Source organism: Centipeda infelix ATCC 43532, from assembly GCF_000234095.1.
In the GTDB taxonomy this organism is placed as follows: Bacteria; Bacillota; Negativicutes; order Selenomonadales; family Selenomonadaceae; genus Centipeda; species Centipeda infelix.
The window spans coordinates 1-24,583 of record NZ_JH376800.1; the positions used below are offsets into that span (position 1 = coordinate 1).

Below are 24,583 nucleotides of genomic sequence, written 5' to 3' on the forward strand. Positions count from 1 at the left end.
GCCATCGCTCAACGGATAAAAGCTACCCTGGGGATAACAGGCTAATCTCTCCCAAGAGTCCATATCGACGGGGAGGTTTGGCACCTCGATGTCGGCTCATCACATCCTGGGGCTGAAGCAGGTCCCAAGGGTTGGGCTGTTCGCCCATTAAAGTGGTACGTGAGCTGGGTTCAGAACGTCGTGAGACAGTTCGGTCCATATCCATCGCGGGCGTAAGATACATGAGGGAGGCTGCTCCTAGTACGAGAGGACCGGAGTGGACGGACCAACGGTGTACCGGTTGTCCTGCCAAGGGCACGGCCGGGTAGCTGCGTCCGGAAGGGATAAACGCTGAAAGCATCTAAGCGTGAAGCCCGTCCCGAGATGAAGTATCTCATTCCTATAAGGAAGTAAGACCCCTTGAAGAAGACAAGGTAGATAGGCTGGGTGTGGAAGCACAGCAATGTGTGCAGCTGACCAGCACTAATCGGTCGAGGGCTTGACTTAAGTAGAGAGCTAAGATTGTCGGAGCATAGCGACAGACAATCTTGTGCGAATCACTTAGTCGACGTTTGCGAAGCAAATGTCGACAGTAGCTCAACAGTGTGATTCACTACGGTAGTTTTGCCTAACAAGAACAATTTGCTTGCAGTTTCTTCTGTGAAGTTTTGAGTGGACAACACTCAGAGCGGTCAGTGTCAGCCAATCGTCTGCGTCCTTTGGACTTGACTCTTGGGACACTTTCCCATACGACTTGTTACCCAATCGCATGCGCCCTGCGGGCTTTGCTCTTGGACAAGTCAGCAATGCGGTGATGATGCCTGAACGGTACCACCTGTTCCCATTCCGAACACAGTAGTTAAGCGTTCAAAGGCCGAGGGTACTTCGTTGGAGACGACGTGGGAGAGTAGGTAGTTGCCGCAAAAGATAAGCTCGTGATGATTCACGGGCTTTTTTCTTTATCATGAGATGAGCTATGAAATGTTACTAAGATGAGACACTCCTCCTTGCATTTTCATTATAGTGTGACTATAATAGGAAATGTTTCGTTCTTTCTCTGATGGGGCGGCGGTACATATATATCAGCGATTTCTTGACCGCACGCTATGAAGGAGGCTATTTTATGATTTTGGATCGGTTGGAGAATCTGCCGCTTGGCAGATTCCAGTACAAGCTGCTTGCTGTGACGGGGCTTGGGTGGCTGTTCGATGCGATGGACACGGGGCTGATCGCGTTCGTTTTGCCGGTGCTTGCGCGGGAGTGGAGTCTCACGCCGGCACAGGTGGGATGGATCGGCTCGATCGGTCTCATCGGTATGGCACTCGGTGCGGTGCTTGCGGGGACGATTGCAGACCGTATCGGGCGCAAGCAGGTGTTCACGATCACGGTTCTCCTCTACAGTATCTCGACAGGGTTGTGTGCGGTGGCGTGGAGCTATGAGTCGCTGCTTGTGTTCCGCTTCCTTGTGGGCTTTGGCTTGGGCGGAGAGCTGCCCGTTGCGGCGACGCTGATGAGCGAGTATGCGCCAGCAAAGCTGCGCGGCCGCTTTATTGTTCTCCTTGAGAGTTTCTGGGGCCTTGGATGGCTCGCGGCGGCGTGTATTGCCTATCTCCTGATTCCGGTCTTTGGCTGGCAGGCTGCCTTCCTCATTGGCGCGCTGCCTGCGCTCTATGTGTTCCTGCTGCGTCTGCATATGCCGGAGTCCATTCGCTATCTGCTCTCGAAGGGTCGCGTGGATGAGGCAAAGGCGATTATCCGCGACATCGAGAGTCAGCTGAAGATGCCGGAGCGTCCGTTCCTCGATCAGCTCGCACCGGGCAGAGTTGAGGCGGAGCGCGTGGAGACACCAGGCTTTGCGTCGCTCTGGGCGAAGGGGATGCGCCGCCGTACGACGATGCTCTGGCTTGCGTGGTTCGGCATTGTGTTCAGCTACTATGGGATCTTCATGTGGCTGCCGTCGATTGTGTATGCGCAGGGGTTCGAGATTGTCAAGACGTTTGAGTATGTGCTCATCATGACGCTTGCGCAGCTGCCGGGCTACTATGCGGCGGCGTATTTGGTGGATGTGATCGGTCGGCGCTATACGCTCGGACTGTTCCTTTTGCTGAGCGGCGTATGCAGCTATTTCTTTGGTAATGCGGGTGATGTCACGGCACTTCTTGTCTGGGGGGCGGCGATGAGCTTCTTTAACCTCGGGGCATGGGGCGTCATTTACACCTATACGCCGGAGCAGTATCCGACGTCGATGCGTGCGCTCGGCAGCGGCTGGGCGGCGGGCTTCGGGCGGATCGGCGGTATGATCGCGCCGATGCTTGTGGGCGTGATGCTCGCGCATGCGTTCCCGATGAGCGGTATCTTTATGATGTTCGCGGCGGTCTTCGCTCTGATCTCGGGCACGGTGATCCTCCTCGGGCGCGAGAGTAAGCAGCAGACGTTGGAGGAATTGGAGCATTCGCTCGGAGAGACGTGACAGCAAAAAGTGGGGCTGTTGCACGAACGCCCCTATCGGCTCGCTGCACTCGCCACTTACTGACCTGTCCGAGAAGCAAGCCCAAAGGGGGTAGCTGATCGGGAAACAGGTCGTATGGGAAAACGACCCAAGAACACGAGCGTTAGCGACGTGCGATTGGATGACGTTGACCGCTCCCCCGTTGTGACGGGGGAAGCTAAGATGCCATAACCCTAGCCTCCCCCGTGCGACACGGGGGAGGGGGACCGCGTAAGCGGTGGAAGGGGCACTTGTAGCGATACCGCTGACATAATGACAAAGGGCTGTTGCACGAAGCTAAAAATGACCTGACCCCCAAAAGTTAGACTTAGAGGATCTAACTTTTGGGGGTATTGTAATGGCAAAATACAGTACAGAATGTAAGCTGAAGGTTGTGCAGGAATATCTTGCAGGACACGGAAGCTATGAAACGCTATCGAAACGTTATCACGTCCCACGCACGCCCTTCCAGAGATGGGTAAAGGCATATAAGACATTCGGGGTGGATGGTTTGAAACCTTCCCACACAAAGAAAATATACACCTTTGAATGTAAAGTCCTGTCCTTGGGGCAATCCTTGGTTTTTTCATTCTCGGGTTATTTTATAGTACGGGGTTCAACAAGAAGGGCGTGATCACGGTCATCGCTCTCGTGTTCATCAGCTGGGGCGTAGGGCTCGCGAGTCCGGAGCTGGCCACCATCGTTAGTATTGCCGGCGCGTATCTTGGTTACAAGTGGTCGAACGAGCACAATGCCATGCTGGAAGAAGGAATGCCTGCGCAATAGGAGCCCCCTCGCCGTGAGTACTGTATAGATCTGATACATTTCGAGGATGCGGCGAAAAAACTAGCGTATTTTTTCTGTGTGTGCTACAATAGAGCGGATAAACTCTATTGTAGCACATTTTTTTGAGGTGACATTTTGCGATATTCTTTGAAACGCCTTGCAGCGGCGTCTCTTTTTGCGTTTACGCTTAATTTTTATGCGCCGGCTTCCCATGCGATGCCGCCGATTCTCCCATACAGCGAGGTGATGGCGGGGATGCAGGGGACGGCATATACCGTGCTTGATACCTCCGGTGAGATCCGCACGTTTCCCGTTGAAATCCTTGGGGGGATGGAGGGTGGAAAAGGCTCGCAGCGCATGATTATGGCGCGGACGAGTGGCGATTTTATCGAGCACGTCGGCGGTGTGCTCCAAGGAATGAGCGGCAGCCCTGTCTATGTGGAGGATCGTCTAGTCGGGGCGCTTGCGGCGGGGCTGAAAGACCTCAGCCCCTATACGTTCTTTATCACGCCGATCGAGGATATGACACCGCTCTGGTCGATGCCGGATACTAAGAACCAGACGAGCATTGACACGGTCGATCTGGTGAAGGCGATCGAGGAGCGCAAGAAGGCGGAGGAAAAGCGCCGTCTGCGTGCGCGTGAGAAAAAATTTGCGAAGATGTCGCGCGAGGAGCGCGAAGCCGAGTGGCGTGATATGATTGCTGCGCTGAACGGCGAGAAAGCGGTGGATGCGTCGACGGAGGAGGCGTCTTCCGCTGTGGCGCATACGGATACGTCCTCTGTGGAGGCTGCGGACACGTCCGAGACTGCCGGTAAGGAGGAGACATCCACACATCCGACGGAGGACAAGGCGTATTTCTTCACGCGCGGATTTAATACAGCGGGGCTGCGCTACTTGCAGGACAAGCTCCCGATGAGCGGGACTTCACTTCTTCCGCTCGGCGGTTCCGGTACAAACACAAAGCTTCATACGCGCTATGATGCGACGCTCACGGGCGGGCAGCCTGTCGGTGTGGCTCTTGTCTACGGAGATTTCAGCATCGGCGCGACGGGGACGGTGACGGCGGTCGACGGGAAAAAGGTCTTGGCGTTCGGGCATTCCTTTATGCACAAGGGGAATGTCAACTACTTTATGACAGACGCGGATGTGATCGGTACGATCGCAGGGCAGAGCAACGGCGTGAAGATCGCGAACATCGGCAGTGTGATCGGGCGCGTCAACCAGGACCGCGAGACGGGGATCGCAGGGGTGCTCGGAACGTTTCCAACCTCTGTGCCCGTTCAAATTCGCGTGAAGGACAATGCGCTCGGGACGGAGGAGACGTTCGGCGCGCAGATTGCCTATGACGAGGATTTCCTGCCGATCCTCTCGGGCAGTGTCGCCTATGCTGCAATGAACCGTGTCTCGGATACGCTCGGCAGCAGCACGGCGCGCATTCGCTTTGCGATTCGTACGAACGCCTACGAAGGCGGCCTCTTTGAGCGGCGTAATATGTACTACAGTGCGGCGGATGTCGGGCAGATAGCGGTGACGGAACTGCTGCAGGCGATGAACCTGATTGTGACGAATGCGGAGAAGGAATCCGATGTCATTGATGTGAATGTGGATGTGGAGCTGGACGGCGAACGACAGACGGCACTGCTCGTCTCGGCGACGCCCGATAAGATGACGGTGAAACCGGGCGAGACGGTGACGTTCCAGACGAAGATCCGCCCCTACCGCAAGGCGGAGGAGACGCTGTCGATTCCGTATACCGTACCCAAGACGCAGCCGACGGGGATGATGAATCTGGATATTCGCGGCGGCGGTTTTGTGCCCGTGAACCCGCTCATGCTGCTTGCACAGGCGGGGCTTGAAGTGCCGGATGACGAGGAGAAGTTTAAGTCGACGGGCGACCGTCTGCGCGAGTTGGCGGAGCAGGGGGAGAATAACGAGATCATCATCGCGCCAGGGGCCGCTCCCGCGCCGACCTCCGAAAAGGAGATGAAAAGGCGTATGAAGGCGGCAGCAAAGGCTTCGGCGCGTGCGGCGAAGGCTGAGCCGGAGAAGCGCATAACCCTGCTTGCAGATCCGAACAAGAAGGAAGAGAAGGAAAAATTCTTTGCGCCGTATGTGATTGAGAACGTGATACACGCGACACTCAAGGTAGAGGACTAGGAAAGCCGCAGGGAGGGGTACGGTGAATGGAACAACTGGTGATTCACGGAGGGCATCCGCTGCGCGGACGTGTGAAGATCGGCGGGGCAAAGAATGCGGTGCTGCCGATCATCGCGGCGGCACTCTTCGGCAGTCGTGGTGTGAGCGTTCTGGATGATGTGCCGGCGCTGGAGGATGTCTATACGATCTGCTCGGTGCTGCGCTCGCTCGGAGTGAAGGCGGACTACGCCGCGAAGGAGCATCGGCTGACGATTGACGCATCGCGGATTGCGACGGTGTCCGCACCATACGAACTGGTTCGCAAGATGCGCGCATCCTTTCTCATCATGGGACCGCTGCTTGCCCGCGAGGGGCGTGCGGAGATCTCGCTGCCGGGGGGCTGCGCGATTGGAACGCGTCCGATTGATCTCCATCTCAAGGGCTTTGAGGCACTCGGCGCAAAGATCGACATCACGCAGGGGGCGATTCATGCCTCTGCGCCGCACGGGCTGAAGGGAGCTCGGATCTATTTCGATTTCCCGAGTGTCGGTGCGACGGAGAATGTGATGATGGCGGCATCCTGTGCCGAGGGACAGACGATCCTCGAGAATCCGGCACTTGAGCCGGAGATTGTCGATCTCGCGAATTATCTGAACGTCATGGGAGCACACATCCGCGGCGCGGGCACGAACCGCATCAAGATCGACGGTGTGCCCGGGCTCATGGCTGCGGATTACACCATCATCCCCGACCGCATTGAGGCGGGGACGTATATGGTCGCGGCGGCAATGACGGGCGGCGATGTCTTTATCGAGAATGCGATCAGCGAGCATCTGAAGCCCGTCGTGGCAAAACTGCAGGAGGCGGGAGCGCAGATCGAGGAGGATATCGCGGGCGTTCGCGTGCGTGCGGACGGCAGGATGAAGGCCATCGATCTCAAAACCATGCCATATCCCGGCTTTCCGACGGATATGCAGGCGCAGTTTATGGCACTGCTTACTGTTGCGGAGGGGACGAGCGTCGTTACGGAGACCGTATTCGAGAACCGCTTTATGCACGTCGATGAGCTGCTGCGCATGGGTGCACAGATCCGCGTGGACGGGCGGACGGCGACGGTCGAGGGCGGGCAGTGTCTCGTGGGGGCTGCGGTGCGTGCGACCGATCTGCGTGCGGGCGCAGCAATGGTGCTCGCGGGCCTCGTGGCAGAGGGCGAAACGCGCGTCGGCTTCATCCATCACATCGATCGTGGCTACGATGATCTCGTGGCAAAGCTCGTTGCGCTCGGCGCGGACATCCGCCGCACCGAGGGCGTATGGGACGAGTGCGAAAAATCACTTGCATAAATGGAATTTATGCGATAAAATCTAGTAGGAACGACCGATTGAGGAGGAATGAGTCATGAAGCACATCAAGACGGTCAATAAGCCGACGATGCAGTCCACGCTCTACACGGGCGGCTGCGGCGAATGTCAGGCGTCCTGCCAGTCTGCCTGCAAGACTTCCTGCACGGTGGGCAACCAGCCCTGCGCGAAGTAAGACGGGGGAATCGGCACAGCCCTTCTCGTTTGCGAGAGGGGCTTTTTCTGTGTGTTTGTCCTGCATACGCTACGCAAACACTTAGTTGCGCAAACGGTCGTACGCGTATTGCATTTCCAAGAGTGTTTATGAAGGAGAACAAATGAAAGTCCGAACGCATAAGTTCAAGCAGAATGGTATGCACATTCTCGTTGATGTGAACAGCGGTGCAGTTCACGTGATCGACGAGATGATTTTCGATATAATGGATGATTTCGACGGAACAAACGACGAGGCTGTGATTGCGCGTCTTGTAGGTCGCTATCCCAAGGCTGAGCTGCGCGAAGCGTGCGGCGAACTGCATGAGCTGATGGCGGCGGGCGCACTCTTTGCGCCCGACATCGATGTGCCGCCGACGTTCAAGTCGCGCGGGCTCGTGAAGTCGCTGTGCCTGATGGTGGCACAGGACTGCAATCTGCGCTGCAAGTATTGCTTTGGCGATGGCGGCAGCTACGGCGGGCATCGGGCGATCATGAGCCCCGAGGTCGGACGCGCGGCGGTGGACTTCATCATCAATGGGTGCGGTCCGAGGAAGCACTGCGAGATCGACTTTTTTGGCGGTGAACCGCTCATGAATCTCGGTACGGTGAAGGCGGTCACGGAGTATGTGCGACAGCGTGAGCAGGAGACGGGCAAGGAGTTCAAGCTGACGCTGACGACGAACGGGATGCTTCTCTCCGACAAGAATATCGCATGGCTGAACGACAACAACATCTCCGTCGTGCTCTCCTCGGACGGGCGGCGCGAGGTGCATGATGCGATGCGTCCCGATGTGCGCGGCAATGGCTCGTACGATGTCGTGATGAAGAACTTCAAGAAGCTCGTGGACGCGCGTGACGGCAATGACTACTATCTGCGCGGGACGTACACGCGCGAGAATCTCGATTTTACAAAGGATGTGCTCGCGATGAATGAGGCGGGCTTCGACATCCTCTCAATGGAGCCGGTGGTCTTAAAGGACAGCCCACTCGGCTTTACGGAGGAGGATCTGCCGCGCATCTTTGCCGAGTACGATCATCTGACTGAGACATATCTGAACCGCGTGCGAGCGGGTAAGGGGTTCTTCTTCTTCCACTTCAATATGGACCTGAATCACGGCCCGTGCGTTGCGAAGCGTCTTGCGGGCTGCGGTGCGGGGCATGAATACTACGCCGTTGCGGAGAACGGCGACCTCTACCCGTGCCACCAGTTCGTCGGACGCGAGGGCTATCGCCTCGGGTCGGTATTTACGGGTGTGGAGAGTATGGATCTGCCGACGTACTTCCGCAACTCCCATGTGCTCAATAAGCCGCTCTGCCGCGACTGTTGGGCACGGTTCTACTGCAGCGGCGGCTGTCATGCGAACGCCGACCTCTTTCACGGGGACATCCGCCATCCCTACGAGGTTGGCTGTGAGATCCAGAAGAAGCGTCTTGAGTGCGCCATCCTCGTACAGGCAGTGCTCGCACTGGAGCAGGAGGAAGCGCAGGAGGATGTACGGAAAAGAGCATAAGAATGCGAAAGTGGCTGTTGCACGAAGGTTTTTGACCTGACACAGTCGGGTGTGCTCCTTTTGTCTCCTTGTCAATACGAGGCGAAAATGATAAAATAGAGCGATACCAATGAAAGCACCAATCAGAGGAGAACTCTATGCGTCTGAAGATACGAATCCTCGACAAATACATTTTTCGGGAGGTTTTTTTGTCCTTCCTCTTTGCGATCTGCGCGTTCTCGGCGGTCTTTATCGGCTCGGGCACGCTCTTTCGCATTGCCCAGTACATTACGGACTACGGCGCGTCGCTGCCGTCGATCATCAAGATCTTTGTATTCAGTCTGCCAGGCGTGGTCATGTGGACGTTCCCGATGTCCATGTTGCTCGCGAGCCTCCTGACGTTCGGACGGCTCTCGTCCGCGAGTGAGATCACGGCGATGAAGTCCTGCGGCATCGGCTTCGGACGGATTGCCGCGCCTGCAATTCTCCTCGGCTTCCTCGTGAGTGTCGGTGCGATTCTCTTCAACGAGCACGTTGTCCCGCGCGCGAATACGGCGTACCGCAATGTCATCTACTATGAGATCGAGGGCAACTCCGGCATGAAGTCGCAGGAGCACCTTATCATTAAAGAGATTACGGACGGTAAAATTCAGCGGCTCGTCTATGCGCGTTCCTACGATGCGGAGCTCCAGCGCCTTACGGGGGTGAGCCTGCAAATTTTCGGTGCGGACGGCAAGGTGTCGCACGTCGAGAATGCGGAGTATGCGGAGTGGACGGGTACGGAGTGGATCATGCACAAGGGCGATGTCTACGACATTGCGGACGAACATCTTGAGCGTCGACTGCGCTTTGAGCGGCAGGTGCTGCCCGTGCAGAAGGATCCGCGTCAGATCATCCGCGAGCAGAAGGCTCCCGAGGAGATGACAATGCGCGAGCTGCGCCACCAGATCGCGCTCATGCAGACGCAGTATGTCAACACAACGAAGCTTGAGACGGAGCTCTATCAGCGCATTTCGATCCCGATGGCGAGCCTCATCTTCACGCTGATCGGTGTGCCGCTCGGACTTCAGCCGACGCGCAACTCCTCGTCGGCGGGCTTTGCGATGAGCGTCATCATCATCTTTATCTACTATGCGCTCATGACGATGGGCAACGCATTCGCCCGCGGTGAGGTCCTGCCCGCGCTGCCGGCGGTTTGGCTGCCGAACATCGTCGGTATGATTGCGGGGGCATATCTCCTGCGGCGTGCATCGCAGTAAATTGTATGATGGAAAGGGGGTGACGCGCCATGTACGGTATCACACTCATCCTTGTGCTCGCTGTTGTGGGCGGCGTCATCGCCTTTATCGGCGACCGCCTCGGCACGCGCATCGGCAAGAAGAAACTCTCGATCTTCGGACTGCGTCCGCGCCATACGGCGGTCATTGTCACGATCTTTACGGGAATCTGCATCACGACGGTGACGTTCGGCATCATGGCGGCGGTCTCCGAGAATGTCCGCACGGCGCTCTTCGGTATGGATCGTCTGAACGCCTTGATCGCGGATACTCGTGCGGCACTCGATTTTACTTCGGGGGAGCTCGAACGTGCCAAGAACGAGCAGGAGCAGGCGAGCGGCGAACTGAAAAAATCGGAGGAGGAGATCGCGCGACTTGAGGCGGAGCAGGGCGGGCTTCGCGCCGAGTCCGACCGGCTCTCGGCGGGGAACCGCGCGCTCATGATGGAAAAGGAGGGGCTGATCTCCCTCAACGGTCGTCTCTCGGGTGAGAACGAGACGCTGCAGGCGGATATTCAGACACTCGGGGTACGCGCAAACGAATTGCGCGAGAATATCCTGAACCTGCGCGAGGGCAACATTGTCTATCAGGCGGGGGAGATCATCGCGAGCGGGACGATTCCCGCAGGGCTCTCGCACGAAGAGATCGAGCGTGGGATGGCGGGGATTGCCCAGCTCGGAACGCGCAACATCTCGACGCGTCTCGGCGAGAACCACACGGATCAGGACATCTGGATCTACGGGCCCGAGTACGATGCTGCTGTGCATGCGATCGAGCAGAGCTCCGTCGACATGATTGTACGCATTGTGGCGGCGGGGAATCTCGTGCGCGGCGACGAGATCCGCGCATCGATCGAGCTCTATCCAAACCGTGTAATCTACCATGACGGTGAGCTCATCATCGCGCGTGTCTACGCTCCTGAGGGGCTCGGGAACGCCGCTGAGCAGTCGGTCATGGCGTTCCTGCGCGAGGTCAACGCGGCGGCATCGGCGAAGGGGATTCTGCCCGACCCGATCCGCGGCACGGTCGGTGTGATCGAGGGGGCGGAGTTCTACGGGCTCGTGCAGGAGCTTGCGGCGCATACGAGTCCCGTCGTCATCTCTGCGTATGCGGACGGCGATACGGATGCGATGGGCCCCCTGCGGCTGAAGTTTAAGATCGAGAATGAAAACGGGAGCGGGATGTGAGCCGCCGCGTCCTTGCGATTGACCCCGGGCGCGAGAAATGCGGCGTTGCCGTCCTTGCATCGGATGGACGGGTGCTCGTGCAGCGCGTTGTCATGACTGCTGAGTTGGATGCCACCGTGGGGACGCTCATCAGAGCATATGAGCCGAACGTTATCATGGGCAATGGGACAACGAGCGCGGATGCAAAGAAACGGGTCGAGGCGTTGGGCGTACCCGTGACCTTGGTCGATGAGTACCGTACAACAGACGCGGCAAAGTGCGCCTACTGGAAGGCACACCCGCCGCGCGGGTGGCGGCGGCTCGTGCCGCGCGGGATGCTCGTGCCGCCCGTGCCCGTGGACGATTTTGTTGCAGTGATATTGGCGCAGAGGTTCTTGGAAAAACGATAATTTCGTGGTGTATGTCCCACATTACCAATAAATGCCCTGTACTCTTTTATTGTCTGATTGACAGCGTCCCTATCCTGCGGTAAGATGAACAGAAGTATGTTTTCGGTACTTCTTTAAGGAGAGCAATCATTCATGCCCGATAATGTCTTAGCCTTTATGATCGCGCTCGGTGTGGCACTCATCCTGACACCGGCGGTCATCGCCTTTGCGCGTCGTACGGGGGCACTCGACAAGCCCGATGCACGCAAGGTACACGAACGCCCCATCCCGCGCATCGGCGGCATCGGGATCTACGCTGCATTTATGGTGTCGATTCTGGTGCAGCTTCTCTTCGTCGATCTTACGCCTGAGTACATGATGAGCCTCATCGGCCTCATGGTCGGCGGGACGATCATTGTCGCAATCGGCATCATCGACGACTACTGTGACCTGCCGGCAAAGGTGAAGCTGCTCGGGCAGATCATCGCGGCATCTGTGCTCGTCATTGCGTTTGACGTGCGGATCGACTTTGTCACCGACCCGCTCGGCGACTTTATCTATCTTGAATGGTTCGCTATTCCCGCGACGATCTTCTGGATCGTCGGGCTGACGAACACGGTCAACCTCATCGACGGGCTCGACGGGCTCGCGGCGGGGGTGTCCTCCATTGCCGCCGTCACGATCTTCCTCGTGGCGATGGAGGAGGGGATTCCCTTCGTGGCGATGGTGACAGCGGCTCTCGCGGGCGCAGCAGTCGGCTTCCTCTACTACAACTTCAACCCCGCGCGCATCTTCATGGGGGATACGGGCAGTATGTTCCTCGGGTTCATCCTCGCGGGCATCTCCGTGGTCGGTGCGGTCAAGAGTGCGGCGACGATTGCGCTCATCGTACCGATCCTCGCACTCGGGCTGCCGATTCTCGATACCACGTTTGCTATTGTACGGCGTGCGCGCAACCACCGACCGATCTTCAAGCCGGACAAGGGACATCTGCACCATCGGCTGCTCGCACGTGGCTTTACACAGAAACAGGCGGTGCTGCTCATGTACGTTGTGAGTGCACTGTTCGGGCTGTGCGCCCTTGCCCTCACGGCGGTCAGCACACAGGCGGCAACCCTCATCATCCTGATCGTTGCAGGAGCGGTGTTCATCGGCGTTCGTAAACTGGGCATCCTCCGCATGGATGTGCCGCAGCAGAAATAAATTAGAAATCACCGTACAGTCTCCTACAAGCACACAATCGCTTGCGTAACGAGGTGTTTGCGTGGAGTACGGACGGTGTATGAACTCTGAGAGGAGCACAGGCAGAATGACCGGCAAAATCAAAGTCATGTCGATCTTTGGCACACGTCCCGAGGCAATTAAAATGGCCCCTGTCGTCAGGGAGCTCATGCGTCACACGGATACGATCGAAACTCGGACGCTCGTCACGGCACAGCATCGCGAAATGCTCGATCAGGTGCTGCACCTCTTCCACATCACGCCGGACTATGACCTCAATATCATGGCGGCAGGACAGACCCTTTTCGACATCACAACGCGTGCCATGCTCGGCATCAACGAGGTGTTCCAGAAGGAGCGTCCCGACCTCGTCCTCGTCCACGGCGACACGACCACTACCTTTGCCGGCGCACTCGCCGCATACTACCATCAGATCCCCGTCGGACACGTTGAGGCGGGGCTTCGGACACATGACATCTATTCGCCGTTCCCCGAGGAGATGAACCGCCGTCTCACGGGCGGCATTGCGACCCTGCACTTTGCTCCGACACCGACCGCGCACGCGAATCTTCTCGCGGAGGGTGTACCCGAGCGGCGTATTTTCGTCACGGGAAACACCGTCATCGACGCACTCCATCATACCGTGCGGCCGGACTATGTATTTCCTGCTGAACTTTCCAATGTGGACTTTGCGCATCATCGGGTTCTGCTCGTCACGACACATCGGCGCGAGAACCTCGGTGAGCCGATGCGTCATGTCTACTGTGCGATTCGCAGCATCATCGAGGAGATGGCGGACGTGGAGGTCGTCTTCCCCGTGCATCGCAACCCGAAGGTGCGCGAGATCGTCCGTGAGGAATTGGGGGGGCTGGCACGCGTTCACCTCATCGATCCGCTTGACTACGAGCCGTTTGCAAATCTCATGGCGCGCGTTGACATCGTGCTGACGGACTCAGGCGGAATCCAAGAGGAGGCACCCTCCCTCGGCAAACCTGTGCTCGTCCTGCGCGACACAACCGAGCGTCCCGAGGCAGTCGCAGCGGGAACGGTACGCCTCATCGGCACGGATGAACAGCGCGTTTACGAGGAGACCATGCGGCTACTCACCGAGCCGACTGCGTATACACATATGGCGGAGGCGGTGAATCCTTACGGCGATGGAGAGGCGGCACGCCGCATCATCGAGGCGATCCTCTACCATGCGGGACATTCGCACACGAAGCCGGAGCCGTTCGGCGCATAAGGGGGCATAAGGAGCGGGGAGGAGAAGATCATGGAGCAGAAGAAAATGCCGCCCCCGTCGGGGATGGCGGAGGCATTGCGCGCATTTGGTCTGCTTTCCGGAGTCGGCATCTATTTCCTCGTCTTTCTCGGAATCTTCATTTTCCTCGGGCAATGCGCCGATAACTTCCTCGGAACGGGGCGCGTTTGCACCATTGCGGGCATTATCCTTGGCTTCCCCGCAGCGATCTACTCGCTCTATCGGCAGCTGAAATACTATAAGCTGGTGTAAGAAAAAGGCTAAGACATCGGTCTTCCGAAGGTCTCAGCCTTTTGTTATAGCATGAAGGAGGTACTGTAATGGATGAACTGTTTCGCGAGGTGCAATTGTTCCTCGCCGCACCGAGCGAGCATAGGGACGAATTTGACGCGAGCGATGCACTGATTTGGGTGGATTGGGGTGATGAGGATGAGAGTGTTCTGTCCTATTTGAATGACATTCTTCCGGAGACGGCGCAGATTGACTACGAATGCACGGACTCTGAGACGGAGCGCGGCTTTGATATCCTGTTGAAAAAGGATGGAGAGGCACACGTCATCCCCTACGCGACGGACGCTGCGGACAGGGACACAACCCTCAAGGCGGCGCAGGAATACCTCGCGCCTGCATATGAGATTCGCTGGTATATGGGCTCGCTCGGCAGTGATACGCTTGCGTTTGCGGCCCTTCCAACAGACAATTGGCAGAAGCTGGAACGGGAATTTGGTGCGGAGCAGGTCACCTATTATTTTGCGCCAATTCATGCAGACAGTCAGATGTTCGAGATGGACGTGGACGAAGTCTTTGATCTGCTTGAGCAGAGAAAACAATAGTACAGATAAACGAACACAACCGCCCCGCAGGGTTGAACCTTGCGGGGCGGTTGTGTTCGTATCTTTATTTTCTCTCTGTCATGGCTGCTGCGAGTGCCGCACCGAGGGCAGAGCCTGTGTTTTCGAGGATGATCTTGACGTTGACCGCCTCGTCCAAGAGGAGAGTGTCGAGCGCGCCACGCAGGTGATGTGCGACGAGCGGGACTTTCTCATAGACGGAGCCGTCAACGGCGACAAACTGGTTCTCGAGCTCGTTCTCCCCCATACGATGTTGGATGATGGCGACATACGTCGCTGCAACAATGCGTGCAGAGCGGACGATGATAGCGGTTGCGAGCTCCTGCAGCAGGGCTCGCTCGGCGGCGGTGAAGGTCATGCCTGTCTTGGCTTCGATGACCGCACCTGCCGCATGGCGATCGAGGTAGGCATCGGTGATGATCTCGGAGAGTTCGATGCTTGAAAACGGATAGACCCCGTCCGCACTGAGGAGATCCGCCAGTGCCGCACCGTAGAGTGTCCCGAGGTAGCGTCCCGAGACCATCTTTTCCAGACGCTGTGCACCGGGCTGTTCGGATTCCCGATCCAGAATATCGTCGTATTTGGAGAAGGGCAGATTCCCGAAGCCGCCCGACTCCATGTTGATGACGGTCGGCGGCTCACTGCCGTCCGCGAACTCCTCGTAGTAGCAGGTGTTCTGCCCCGTGGCGTAAATCGATCCGATGTAGGTGTGCTCGTGCTTGTACGCCGCGGCGAGCAGCACCGCAACCGTATCGTTGATGACAGCGACGGGGGTGACATTTGTCATGCCGCGCCGTGCGAGTGCCTCCTTGAGCAGGTCGTTGACGACCTTGCCCTCGACCCCCTGCGTGGCGAACTCCTTCGTCCAGACGATGAGCTTCGCGTTGTTGAGGTTGGTCTGCTGTGAGGGGAAGGAGAAGGTATGTCCGAGGAGGTATTTCGTCTCCCGATTCCCGTCGATTGCTTCGTCGATGATACCGGCGAGGAAGTCGAACATCTCCTCTGCCGTCGCATCCGCGCTGACGTAGTCATAGACACCGGGGAGGGTGAGCGGCTTTGCGACCCTGCTCAGCACCTCGTATTCGCCACCGCCCTTGAGGAGGATGCGTTGGGCGCGGACGTTCGTGCCGCCGAAGTCGAGCGCGAGGAAGGAGCCATGCTCCTTGCCGCTCGGAAGCCCTGCATAGGAGCGGAGCATACGGAGCGTTGCACCCTCTTTGCCCGCGAGCCCCGCACACATATCAGCGCGAAAATCGTCGGCGATCTTGCGGAGCGCATCGTCGTCTATGGTGAAGGCTGCCTTTATCTCGTCAAATTTTTCACGATCAAATCCCATGGTAACTCCTCCCGTATTTTAATTCTATATGGCGGTGAACGTCCCATGCGAAGGCTGGGTTATGCAGATGCTTTCACATGGAGCGCCCCTATCGACGCGCTGTGCGCGCCACTTCCCCCGTAGCGACGGGGGAAGCTAATATGCCGTTGCCCCAAAGCCTCCCCCGTGCGGCACGGGGGAGGGGGACCGCAAAGCGGTGGAAGGGGCGCTTATTTTATCTTATCCCATTTCTTGTTTAGCAGAAGTGATCGAGCATCGCGCCGACGCTCGGGAACACCTGCTTCGCCTGTGCCTGAATCTCGGGGCGTGCCGTGGTGAGCGAGTAGCCGTCCCAAGCCTTGAGCATGGGCAGGTCATTCGTCTCGTCGCCGATGGCGAACACCTCCGCGCCGTCCCATCCCATGACGGAGAGGAGGGTACGGATGCCCTGATCCTTGCTGATGCCGGCGGGTGTGATGTCGAGACTGCACGCATTCGGGAATGCGTGAATCTTATCCCCCAGTTTTGCGTTCAGCACAGCGGCACATTCATCGGACAGGGCAGGCTCATGGAAACCGAGAGAGAACTGCTGAATCCCCGTCAGCCCTCCGATCTCGGCTTCCGTGATGTAGACAATGGGGAAGTCCCAGTCCTTTGCCTCACGCTCGATCCACGAGCCCTCGGAGTGGTGGCAGAGGTAGGTCACATCTGCCGCCGAGAAGGCGAAGTGGAAGGATTTCTGTGCGCTCGGCTCCGACGCAATCGCCGTGAGCGCGCGAGGATCAATCTCTGCCTGAAATCGGACGGCTGCATCCGCACCCCGTATGATGCCGCCGTTGTTGCAGACGGTATAGTCGAATTCTACGCCATACTTGATCAGCTGCGGGACAAGCATCCCGTAGTCGCGTCCCGAGATGACGCCGAACTTGTGCCCCGCCGCGCGCCAGCGAGCGATGCCCTCCTTTGTCTCTGCGTCGATTTTGCCGACCCTGAGGAGCGTGCCGTCGTAGTCGCTTGCCGCTACCTTCATTTTATTTCCTCCTCATAGACAACCGCCTCAAGTGGGCGGAGCGTATTTTTCGGTGCATCCGTATAGCTGCCGATGAGCCGCACGCCCTTTAGGAATCCTGCGGGAAGCGGTGCCTCCTCCGCAGAGAAGTTGACCGCCGTAACAATGCGGCGATTGCTCGCCGTGCGCGAGAATGCGTAGATCTGCTCATTGTCCGCGAGCAGTTCCTCATAGACACCGCTGAGCAGTACGGGGTGCGTCTTGCGCAGACGGATGATTTGCTTGTAGTAGGAGAGGACGGAGTCCGCATCCTTTTCCTCAGCCTCCGCATTGATTGTGTGATAATTCTCGTTTGCGGGCAGCCACGGCGTTCCCGTTGTAAAGCCCGCATGTTCCGACGTGTCCCACTGCATCGGCGTGCGTGCATTGTCACGGCTGTTGAAGTGGACAAAGGACAGAGCCTCTGCGGGGCTGAATCCTTCCTTCAGCGCAAGCTCGTACTGGCCGTGGGAGGAGATGTCGTCGTATGCGTCGATCGTGTCCCATTTGACGTTTGTCATGCCGAGTTCTTCGCCCTCGTAGATGAAGGGCGTACCGCGCAGGGTCATGAGAACGGTCGCCAGTGCCTTTGCGGCAAGGCGTGTATCGCCGCCCTGGGGGAAGAAGTAGTTGACGGAGCGTGCGCGGTCATGGTTCTCGAAGTAGATCGGGTACCAGCCCTCCTTGGCAACGCCCGCCTGACTTGCCGAGAGTGCTCCCTTGAGCTTTGTGAGCTTCCACGGAACCATCTTCGACCAGCATTCACCGTCCTCGTATGGAACGAGGACGTGCGCGAACTCGAACAGCATCGAGAACACGCCGTTTTCGCCCACCCAGTCGGGGAGCTCTGCGACCGAGACACCGTTTGCCTCGCCGACGGTGAAGATGTCATGTCCGTCAAAGACCTCCCTGCGGAATTCGTGGAGGAAGTCGAGGATGCCCGGCGTGTTTGCCGTCATCGTGTGGACGCTCACCATGCCGTCCGCCGCATCGGGGGTGCCGTCGGCGAAGACAGCGGGTTTCTTGATGTAGGTGATTGCATCGATGCGGAAGCCGCCGACACCCTTGTCGAGCCAAAAGTTCGCCGCCGCAAAGAGGGCTGCACGCACCTCGGGATTCTCCCAGTTGAGGTCGGGCTGCGCCTCGGCAAAGGTGTGGAGGTAGTACTGATCGCGTTCCGTGCAGTACGTCCATGCGGAGGCACCGAAGATGCCGCGCCAGTTCGTCGGTGCACTGCCGTCGGGCTTCGCGTCGCGCCAGATGTACCAGTCGCTCTTTGGATTATTGCGGCTGGATTTCGACTCGATGAACCACGGATGCTGATCGGAGCTGTGGTTGTAGACGAGATCCATGACGATGCGCATATCGCGCTTCTTTGCCTCGGCGATCAGTTCCTCCATGTCGGCGAGTGTGCCGAACTGGGGATTGATGCCTGTGTAGTCGCTGATGTCATAGCCGTTGTCGACCATGGGCGAGGGATAGACGGGGGTGAGCCAGAGTGCACCCGCGCCGAGATCCTTCAGATAGTCGAGCTTCTCGGTGATGCCGCGCAGGTCGCCCGTGCCGCTGCCCGTGGTATCGTTGAAGCTCTTCGGGTAGATTTGGTAGACAGCGGTGTTCTGCCACCATTTCGTTGCTTTCATGCTTGTTCCTTTCCTGCAAAGTTACTGTGCAGTTCTGTGAATTTCGTGTAGATACTTTGTACGGTTATGCTTGCGCGCAAATTGTCCGTGCGGAGTTCGCACACGCTCGTTCAAAGCGCCCCTTCCACCGCAAGCGGTCCCCCTCCCCCGCTCTGACGGGGGAGGCTTTTCGTTTTCCGGTTGAATGTTGTGCACGAATCAAAACGCTCAGAACGTCAGTACAGGGGTTTCACCCGCCTTGGCATCCATGCCCGTCGTCTTCTTCATGAGCGGGTACTCGGCGGAGTTCGTGACCGCCATGATGACTGTGTCCTGATAGCCCGCCGCATGAATCACATCGCGGTCGAACTTCACGAGCGGCGCACCTGCCTTTACGCTCTCGCCCATCTTGACGAGGAGTTCAAAGCCCTTGCCTTCGAGTTTTACCGTGTCCACACCGATGTGGATGAGGAGTTCCGCGCCGTTGTCCATCCGGAGACCGACCGCATGGCGGCTGTCCTCCATGACCATCGTGACCTCGGCATCCGCAGGAGCAACCACAACGCCTTCGGTCGGCTCGACCGCAACGCCGTCGCCCATCATCTTCTGCGAGAACATCTCGTCCTTGACCTCGCTCATGTCGATGACGTGACCCGTTGTGACTGCGTTGATGGCGACGGATTTCTCCGTGCCGACGGCAACCTCGTCCGCGTCGGAGGCCGGAGCCGTGAGGAGTGCCTCGAAACGCTCGCGGATCTGTGGGACGGAGAGACCGACAATGACCTGGAATGCGTGCCCGTTGCGGACAAGACCGTGTGCGCCCGCCTCGGTGAATGCACCCGTCGGAGCGACAAGCTCGGGATCGTTGACCGTGACGCGCAGACGCGTTGCACAGTTCGTCACGTCCTTGATGTTCGCCGCACCGCCGAGACCGTCGAGGAAGGCACGCGCCTTCACATCGCGCTCGTCGAGCTTCATGCCGGGAGCGGCAGTCGCAGCACCTGCAGCACCTGCCTGTTTTGCCTTGTAGTCCGCTTTCGTGAAGAGCTTGTCCTCCACACCGTCGTCCGTGCGGCCGGGTGTCTTATAGTCCTTGAGCAGGATGACCCAGCGGAACACGAAGAAGTAGATCGCGGTGAAGCACAGCCCGACACCGATCTGCATAAGGTAGGTTACATAGTGATACGAGAAAAGGGGAATCCAGTTCTGAACGAAGCAGTCAATCAGACCGCCGCCGAAGTTGCCCGAGAGACCGATCGCGTAGAGTGTTGCGGAGAGTGTCGCCGAGAGAATGGCGTGCAGGAGATAGAGAAGCGGTGCGACAAAGAGGAAGGTGAACTCGATTGGCTCTGTGATGCCGCAGAGCACCGCCGTGATCGTCGCGGGAATGAGGAGAGCAGCCGTCTTCTTGCGTTTTTCGGGCTTTGCACACATATAGATTGCGAGCGCTGCGCCCGGCAGACCGAAGACCTTGCCGCTGCCGTGGAGGGCAAAGCCGCCCTCGGGGAAGAGTTCGGCAAGGGACTTGCCGCTGACCATGAAGTCGTTGATGTGTCCGAGCCAGTATGCCTGAATGCCGCCGTCGACGACCGCAGGACCGAAGATGAACGGGAGATAGATGAAGTGATGCAGACCCGCCGGGAGGAGCATCTTCTCCGAGAATGTGTATGCCCAGACACCGACAATGCCGCTGGTCTTGAGGAAGAACTGGAACTGCTCGATGGCGTGCTGTACCGCCGGCCAGACGACGCAGAAGAGAAGTGCCATCGGGATCATGACGACAAAGCCGATTGCAACGACGAATGCAGGCCCTTTGAAGATGCCGAGCCAGTCGGGGATGTTCGTGTCATAGAAGTGGTTGTGCAGGAACGCCGTGCAGCAAGCGATGAAGATCGCGCCGAGCATACCCATGTCAAGCGTCTTGACGTTCGCGATCATCGCAAGCCCCGTGCCGGGTCCCGCCGCCTGGCTGTAGTCCACGCCGAACGCACTGCCGTGAAGCGTGAGGAATGCGGAGATGAAGTAGTTGAAGAGCATGTAGATGACGAAAGATTCCATCGCACAGCGTGCGGGCTCTTTCTTCGCAAAGCCGATGGGAACGGCGATCGCGAAGAGAATGGGCATCTGCGCGAACACGGTCCATGCGCCCTGTTCGACGACGAACCAGAAATCGTACCAGAGTGTGCCCTGCGCGGCGATGCTGCCGAGCAGCCCCTCGTTCTTGCAGACGATGGACACCGCCACCGTCAGACCGAAGAATGCAAACAGAATGACGGGCGTATACATCGCGCCGCCGAACCGCTGCATGTTTTGCATGATGACATCCTTGCTGAGTGCCATGTGCGTTCCTCCTTATCCCAAAACCAAACCTCTGCGGCGGGGAAGCTCCGCGCCTCCCGGGAATGAAACTGAGACTGAAACTAAAATGAAATCCGTTGTCTCTAAGATAGCGCAAAAATGCCGCGAACGCAATAGGTTCGCGGCATTCGGGAGGGATGTACGGAGACTGTACCGTGGTACATAGGGTGAAATTTGTTACAAAGAAATGGTTGGGAACATCCCGCGCAACTAAGCGTTCACTTAGGGATATCCCCTTACGTCACTCTTCTACGGAAAAATCTTCCTGTTCCTGCATATAAAGTCTGTAGTGCACATACCAGATTTCAAGCAAGAGGAAGTATGCAAGCATGGATTTGAACTGGAGACGTGCCTCGTTTTCGGCGAGTCCGATCTCGGCGGGCATGACGTAGAGGTTCTCTGTCGAGCGGGCGGCAAGAGCATTGTGTCGCATCTCCGTGATCGAGAGGATGGGCACGCCCTTGAGATTCAGTCGGTCGGCGAACTCTACAACGCGCTCGGATTCACCCGAGAGCGAGATGAAGATAAAGAGGTCATCCTTCCCCGCTGTCTGGTAGACGGAGTAGAATTCCTCGCGTCCTGCAATCTCGTAGATGAGGATGTTGTCGTAGATGAAGAGACGCTTCATTTCCTGCATGACGTTCGTCTGCACATAGCCGGAGGCGTAGGCAAAGATGCGATGCGCCTCATGGATGAGACGGCTCGCACGCGTGTAGTCGCGCTGCATGAGCGTGCGCCATGTCTGATCGTAGAAGCTGCTGAGCGAGTTTCTGACATCGTTTGCGGGGATAGGATGAGCCGTCTTCTCCATACGCATAACCGCCTTCATTTCGCCGAATCCGTCAAAGCCGAGCTTTTGCGCGAAGCGTACGACCGATGCACTCGACACGGCGCACGCACGCGCGAGATCGTGGATGGAGGAGCGGCACGCCGCCGCGCGGTTGCTCTCGATGTAGCGCCAGATGCACTTGTCCGCATCGCTGAGATCGCGCAGGTGTGCGTTGATTCGTTCCGTGAGCTGCATGACGATCTTCCTTTCATCGTTTTTCCTCATTATAGCATACGCCGCGACATGGGGGCGAAAAATTTTCTTGACAAGGCAGTGTATATCCGCTATAATTGCCCATGTTGCTAAGAGCGACACAGGGGTATCGCCAAGTTGGTAAGGCACGGGATTCTGAATCCCGCATGCGTTGGTTCGAGTCCAGCTACCCCTGCCATTTGTAAATTCGGAGCCGCAAATCTGCGGCTCTTTTTGTGTTTGCTGAAAAAATCATTGAAAACTATTCTTAATTTTGCTACGATATGGAGACGATTGATCTCATCGAAGGAGTTGTTACCATGAATGAAAAGAAACGCAGGTGCGGCATCACGGACATCCTGCTCCTGGCGCTGAATCTTATCTTTTTTGTCGGCATACAGACGGTATTTGCGCCCTGTGAAGCGCGTCCCGATGGCTCGTGGATGACGTGCCACTGGGCGGGGCAGGCACTCATGGGGATTGCGGCGGCACTGCTCGCAATCGCTGTCATGCACCTTGTCATTCCGCGCGCACAGGTCAAGATCGGCCTTTCACTTGCCATGATTCCGGTCTCCGTATTGGCATTTGCCGTGCCGGATCATCTGATCGGTCTCTGTATGATGGAGACGATGCACTGCCATACGGTGATGGAGCCGGCGGTGACGGTGCTCTCCCTGCTGAATATCATGACCGCAGGGGCGGATATCTATGTGTATCGAAAGGGGGCGAACGGATGAGCTTTGCATATCTGCTTGCTATGCGCACCTGCCGCAGAAATGCGGCACGTTCCGCTGTGCTGGGTGCGCTCGTGGCAATTCTCGCACTCGTGATCTTTGGCGGCTCAGAGATTCTGCTCGGGCTTCAAGGGGGGCTCATACGTTTTCAGCAGCGGCTTGGGGCAGATGTCGTGGTACTGCCGAAGGAGGCGGCAGAGACACGGGCGCTTGAGGGCGTACTCGTACAGGGCGTGCCCGCGCATTTCTATATGGAGGCGCGTTATCTGGATGAACTGCGCGGAATGGCAGGCGTTGCCCAGGCAACACCACAGTTTTTTCTTGCCTCGGCACACGCGGGGTGCTGCTCGGTGGCGGTGCAGCTGATCGGCTTTGATCCCGTGACCGATTTTACGATTCGCCCGTGGATGCAGGAGAGCTATGACGGTGCGATCGGCTTCGGGGACATCCTCGTCGGCAGCGGTATATCGGTTCCTGCGGATGCAATGCTGACATTTTACAACACGCCATGCCGTGTGGCAGGGCGACTGAGTCCGACGGGGACGGGGATGGATACGGCGGTCTATACGAATATGGAGACGATGCGTGCGATGATGGCAAATGCAGCATCGCTTGACTTCGATTATTTCCAAGGGATTCCAACGGAAAATGCCATCTCTGCCGTGATGATTCGGACAGCGGAGGGGTTCACGCCCGATGGGCTCGCGGCTGCCATCAATGAGAGCTATCCCGCACTCTCGGCAAAGGCAGCGCACGGGATGGTGCATCATGTAGAGGCGGGGCTCGGCGGCATTCTCGAAACGGTCGGTGTCCTGATCGTATTTGTTTGGATGATTGCCGTTGTCATTCTTGGCATTGGATTTCATCTGTCTGCACGGGAGCGGCGGCGTGAGTTCCTGATCCTGCGTATCGCGGGCGCAACACGCTCCTTTTTGCTGCGATTGATGCTGACGGAGGCTGTCATTACCTCCGCGGCAGGCGGGATGGCAGGCATCGCCATCGGCGCAATTGTTCTACTGCCGTTTGCCGGGCTCATGAAGGAGGGGTTGATGCGTCCCTATCTCCTGCCGGATGTCGGAACGATTGCAATGCTCGCCGTGAATACACTCGCTGTGGCGATCCTGTCGGGAACTCTCTCAGCAGCGTGGACGGTGGGGCGCGTGACGAATACGCAAATCAGTAAGATGCTGCGGGAGGATGGATGATGGAACTTCGTGCGGAAAAAATCAGTCAGGACTTTTTGCGCTATAGTGCGAAGGACGGCTATTTCATAGCAGTGCAGGAGACGGATTTCTGCCTTGCAGCGGGGGCCCTTACAGTGGTGACGGGACGCTCGGGCAGCGGCAAGAGTACGCTGCTCCATATCCTAGGTGGGCTGATGAAGCCCGTGACGGGGCGCGTGCTCGTGGATGATGTGGATCTCTATACGATGGGGGAGGACGCACGTACCCGTCTGCGCAGCCGCCACATTGGCATCGTGCCTCAGCGTCTGATGTCGCTCGCCGCGCTCACGGTGCGCGAAAATATCCTGTTGCCAGCTCTCCTCACAGGGTCACAGGCGCAGGCCGCCGCGCGTGCCGATGGGCTGATGGAACGTCTCGGCATCCGCAAACTCGGCGCGGTTGCGCCGTCCGAACTCTCGGGCGGGGAACTCAGACGCGTGACGATTGCGCGGGCGCTCGTGATGCAGCCCGGAATCCTCCTCGCAGATGAGCCGACGGGCGATCTCGATGAGGAGAATACGCAGAGCGTCCTCCGTCTCCTGCGCGAGACCGCCGACGCGGGCACTGCCGTCCTCCTCGTCACGCACGAGAGTGACGCACGGAACTACGCCGATACCTGCTATACAATGAGGGCGGGGAAATTGGAAAAAATCGCATAA

The 24,583-nt window shown here is 57.9% G+C and carries 21 protein-coding genes, 1 tRNA gene and 2 rRNA genes; 19 read left to right on the top strand and 5 right to left on the bottom strand.

From position 1 onward, the window contains the following. The 15 genes from HMPREF9334_RS08865 to HMPREF9334_RS08930 form a co-directional block, all read left to right on the top strand. Positions 1–486: ribosomal RNA gene (locus tag HMPREF9334_RS08865) — 23S ribosomal RNA — on the top strand; the annotation flags it as partial. Between the two features lie 300 nt (positions 487–786). Continuing rightward, a 5S ribosomal RNA gene (rrf, locus tag HMPREF9334_RS08870) occupies positions 787–903 on the top strand. Between the two features lie 199 nt (positions 904–1,102). Then, on the top strand, positions 1,103–2,449 hold the full coding sequence (locus HMPREF9334_RS08875) for an MFS transporter (RefSeq protein WP_006693132.1): 1,347 nt from the start codon (positions 1,103–1,105) through the stop codon (positions 2,447–2,449). Between the two features lie 376 nt (positions 2,450–2,825). Next, on the top strand, positions 2,826–3,101 hold the full coding sequence (locus HMPREF9334_RS12890) for a helix-turn-helix domain-containing protein (protein WP_006693133.1): 276 nt from the start codon (positions 2,826–2,828) through the stop codon (positions 3,099–3,101). 287 nt (positions 3,102–3,388) lie between these two features. Continuing rightward, positions 3,389–5,413 carry a SpoIVB peptidase S55 domain-containing protein gene (locus HMPREF9334_RS08885; protein ID WP_006693135.1) on the top strand — a complete coding sequence of 675 codons (2,025 nt, stop codon included), beginning with the start codon at positions 3,389–3,391 and terminating at the stop codon, positions 5,411–5,413. Positions 5,414–5,439: 26 nt separating this feature from the next. Further along, positions 5,440–6,735: a UDP-N-acetylglucosamine 1-carboxyvinyltransferase gene (gene murA / locus HMPREF9334_RS08890; RefSeq protein ID WP_006693136.1), complete on the top strand. Its 1,296-nt coding sequence runs from the start codon at positions 5,440–5,442 to the stop codon at positions 6,733–6,735. A 55-nt stretch (positions 6,736–6,790) separates the two neighbouring features. Then, complete coding sequence (scfA, locus tag HMPREF9334_RS11785; protein WP_006691237.1) at positions 6,791–6,928, top strand: six-cysteine ranthipeptide SCIFF; 138 nt, start codon at positions 6,791–6,793, stop codon at positions 6,926–6,928. 142 nt (positions 6,929–7,070) lie between these two features. Continuing rightward, positions 7,071–8,459, top strand: a complete 1,389-nt coding sequence (gene scfB, locus HMPREF9334_RS08895) for a thioether cross-link-forming SCIFF peptide maturase (protein WP_006693137.1) — start codon at positions 7,071–7,073, stop codon at positions 8,457–8,459. Between the two features lie 137 nt (positions 8,460–8,596). Continuing rightward, entirely contained in the window at positions 8,597–9,697 is a 1,101-nt protein-coding gene (locus HMPREF9334_RS08900; RefSeq protein WP_006693138.1) for an LptF/LptG family permease, read from the top strand. A 29-nt stretch (positions 9,698–9,726) separates the two neighbouring features. After that, positions 9,727–10,902, top strand: a complete 1,176-nt coding sequence (locus HMPREF9334_RS08905) for a DUF3084 domain-containing protein (protein WP_006693139.1) — start codon at positions 9,727–9,729, stop codon at positions 10,900–10,902. Next, entirely contained in the window at positions 10,899–11,291 is a 393-nt protein-coding gene (locus HMPREF9334_RS08910; RefSeq protein WP_006693140.1) for a RuvC family protein, read from the top strand. Before HMPREF9334_RS08905 ends, HMPREF9334_RS08910 begins: the two co-directional genes overlap by 4 nt. Before the next feature lie 132 nt (positions 11,292–11,423). Further along, entirely contained in the window at positions 11,424–12,473 is a 1,050-nt protein-coding gene (locus tag HMPREF9334_RS08915) for a glycosyltransferase family 4 protein (protein WP_006693141.1), read from the top strand. A 106-nt stretch (positions 12,474–12,579) separates the two neighbouring features. Next, positions 12,580–13,734 carry a non-hydrolyzing UDP-N-acetylglucosamine 2-epimerase gene (wecB, locus tag HMPREF9334_RS08920; protein ID WP_006693142.1) on the top strand — a complete coding sequence of 385 codons (1,155 nt, stop codon included), beginning with the start codon at positions 12,580–12,582 and terminating at the stop codon, positions 13,732–13,734. Positions 13,735–13,764: 30 nt separating this feature from the next. Next, positions 13,765–14,004, top strand: a complete 240-nt coding sequence (locus HMPREF9334_RS08925; RefSeq protein WP_006693143.1) for an AtpZ/AtpI family protein — start codon at positions 13,765–13,767, stop codon at positions 14,002–14,004. A gap of 68 nt (positions 14,005–14,072) precedes the next feature. Continuing rightward, entirely contained in the window at positions 14,073–14,585 is a 513-nt protein-coding gene (locus HMPREF9334_RS08930) for a hypothetical protein (RefSeq protein ID WP_006693144.1), read from the top strand. 64 nt (positions 14,586–14,649) lie between these two features. Here the strand turns inward: HMPREF9334_RS08930 and HMPREF9334_RS08935 are convergent, their stop codons facing one another. The 5 genes from HMPREF9334_RS08935 to HMPREF9334_RS08955 all read right to left on the bottom strand — a co-directional run bounded on the left by HMPREF9334_RS08935 (position 14,650) and on the right by HMPREF9334_RS08955 (position 21,970). Then, the gene (locus HMPREF9334_RS08935; protein ID WP_006693145.1) at positions 14,650–15,939 is read right to left on the bottom strand and encodes a hexokinase family protein; all 1,290 of its coding nucleotides are present in this window, start codon (positions 15,937–15,939) and stop codon (positions 14,650–14,652) included. 235 nt (positions 15,940–16,174) lie between these two features. Continuing rightward, on the bottom strand, positions 16,175–16,948 hold the full coding sequence (locus HMPREF9334_RS08940) for an HAD-IIB family hydrolase (RefSeq protein WP_006693146.1): 774 nt from the start codon (positions 16,946–16,948) through the stop codon (positions 16,175–16,177). Beyond that, positions 16,945–18,609, bottom strand: a complete 1,665-nt coding sequence (locus tag HMPREF9334_RS08945; protein WP_006693147.1) for a glycoside hydrolase family 13 protein — start codon at positions 18,607–18,609, stop codon at positions 16,945–16,947. Before HMPREF9334_RS08945 ends, HMPREF9334_RS08940 begins: the two co-directional genes overlap by 4 nt. A 207-nt stretch (positions 18,610–18,816) precedes the next feature. Then, entirely contained in the window at positions 18,817–20,928 is a 2,112-nt protein-coding gene (locus HMPREF9334_RS08950) for an alpha-glucoside-specific PTS transporter subunit IIBC (RefSeq protein ID WP_006693148.1), read from the bottom strand. A 259-nt stretch (positions 20,929–21,187) separates the two neighbouring features. Continuing rightward, entirely contained in the window at positions 21,188–21,970 is a 783-nt protein-coding gene (locus HMPREF9334_RS08955) for a MurR/RpiR family transcriptional regulator (RefSeq protein ID WP_006693149.1), read from the bottom strand. 120 nt (positions 21,971–22,090) lie between these two features. On the opposite strand from HMPREF9334_RS08955, the gene HMPREF9334_RS08960 reads away from it, so the two are divergent. The 4 genes from HMPREF9334_RS08960 to HMPREF9334_RS08975 all read left to right on the top strand — a co-directional run bounded on the left by HMPREF9334_RS08960 (position 22,091) and on the right by HMPREF9334_RS08975 (position 24,583). After that, a tRNA-Gln gene (locus tag HMPREF9334_RS08960) sits at positions 22,091–22,166 on the top strand. A gap of 121 nt (positions 22,167–22,287) precedes the next feature. Further along, positions 22,288–22,704 (top strand): DUF4418 family protein, encoded by a 417-nt coding sequence (locus HMPREF9334_RS08965; RefSeq protein ID WP_006693150.1) that lies wholly within the window; start codon positions 22,288–22,290, stop codon positions 22,702–22,704. Further along, a complete protein-coding gene (locus HMPREF9334_RS08970; RefSeq protein WP_006693151.1) occupies positions 22,701–23,906 on the top strand; it encodes an ABC transporter permease in 1,206 nt (401 codons plus the stop codon). Before HMPREF9334_RS08965 ends, HMPREF9334_RS08970 begins: the two co-directional genes overlap by 4 nt. After that, positions 23,903–24,583 (top strand): ABC transporter ATP-binding protein, encoded by a 681-nt coding sequence (locus HMPREF9334_RS08975; protein WP_006693152.1) that lies wholly within the window; start codon positions 23,903–23,905, stop codon positions 24,581–24,583. Before HMPREF9334_RS08970 ends, HMPREF9334_RS08975 begins: the two co-directional genes overlap by 4 nt.

What these genes read in the sequence shown, in the direction of transcription:
- HMPREF9334_RS08875 (WP_006693132.1), top strand. Translation starts at nt 1,103, where the DNA reads ATGATTTTGGATCGGTTGGAGAATCTGCCGCTTGGCAGATTCCAGTAC.
- HMPREF9334_RS12890 (WP_006693133.1), top strand. Translation starts at nt 2,826, where the DNA reads ATGGCAAAATACAGTACAGAATGTAAGCTGAAGGTTGTGCAGGAATAT.
- murA (WP_006693136.1), top strand. Translation starts at nt 5,440, where the DNA reads ATGGAACAACTGGTGATTCACGGAGGGCATCCGCTGCGCGGACGTGTG.
- scfA (WP_006691237.1), top strand. Translation starts at nt 6,791, where the DNA reads ATGAAGCACATCAAGACGGTCAATAAGCCGACGATGCAGTCCACGCTC.
- scfB (WP_006693137.1), top strand. Translation starts at nt 7,071, where the DNA reads ATGAAAGTCCGAACGCATAAGTTCAAGCAGAATGGTATGCACATTCTC.
- HMPREF9334_RS08900 (WP_006693138.1), top strand. Translation starts at nt 8,597, where the DNA reads ATGCGTCTGAAGATACGAATCCTCGACAAATACATTTTTCGGGAGGTT.
- HMPREF9334_RS08905 (WP_006693139.1), top strand. Translation starts at nt 9,727, where the DNA reads ATGTACGGTATCACACTCATCCTTGTGCTCGCTGTTGTGGGCGGCGTC.
- HMPREF9334_RS08915 (WP_006693141.1), top strand. Translation starts at nt 11,424, where the DNA reads ATGCCCGATAATGTCTTAGCCTTTATGATCGCGCTCGGTGTGGCACTC.
- wecB (WP_006693142.1), top strand. Translation starts at nt 12,580, where the DNA reads ATGACCGGCAAAATCAAAGTCATGTCGATCTTTGGCACACGTCCCGAG.
- HMPREF9334_RS08925 (WP_006693143.1), top strand. Translation starts at nt 13,765, where the DNA reads ATGGAGCAGAAGAAAATGCCGCCCCCGTCGGGGATGGCGGAGGCATTG.
- HMPREF9334_RS08930 (WP_006693144.1), top strand. Translation starts at nt 14,073, where the DNA reads ATGGATGAACTGTTTCGCGAGGTGCAATTGTTCCTCGCCGCACCGAGC.
- HMPREF9334_RS08935 (WP_006693145.1), bottom strand. Translation starts at nt 15,939, where the DNA reads ATGGGATTTGATCGTGAAAAATTTGACGAGATAAAGGCAGCCTTCACC.
- HMPREF9334_RS08940 (WP_006693146.1), bottom strand. Translation starts at nt 16,948, where the DNA reads ATGAAGGTAGCGGCAAGCGACTACGACGGCACGCTCCTCAGGGTCGGC.
- HMPREF9334_RS08945 (WP_006693147.1), bottom strand. Translation starts at nt 18,609, where the DNA reads ATGAAAGCAACGAAATGGTGGCAGAACACCGCTGTCTACCAAATCTAC.
- HMPREF9334_RS08950 (WP_006693148.1), bottom strand. Translation starts at nt 20,928, where the DNA reads ATGGCACTCAGCAAGGATGTCATCATGCAAAACATGCAGCGGTTCGGC.
- HMPREF9334_RS08955 (WP_006693149.1), bottom strand. Translation starts at nt 21,970, where the DNA reads ATGCAGCTCACGGAACGAATCAACGCACACCTGCGCGATCTCAGCGAT.
- HMPREF9334_RS08965 (WP_006693150.1), top strand. Translation starts at nt 22,288, where the DNA reads ATGAATGAAAAGAAACGCAGGTGCGGCATCACGGACATCCTGCTCCTG.
- HMPREF9334_RS08970 (WP_006693151.1), top strand. Translation starts at nt 22,701, where the DNA reads ATGAGCTTTGCATATCTGCTTGCTATGCGCACCTGCCGCAGAAATGCG.
- HMPREF9334_RS08975 (WP_006693152.1), top strand. Translation starts at nt 23,903, where the DNA reads ATGATGGAACTTCGTGCGGAAAAAATCAGTCAGGACTTTTTGCGCTAT.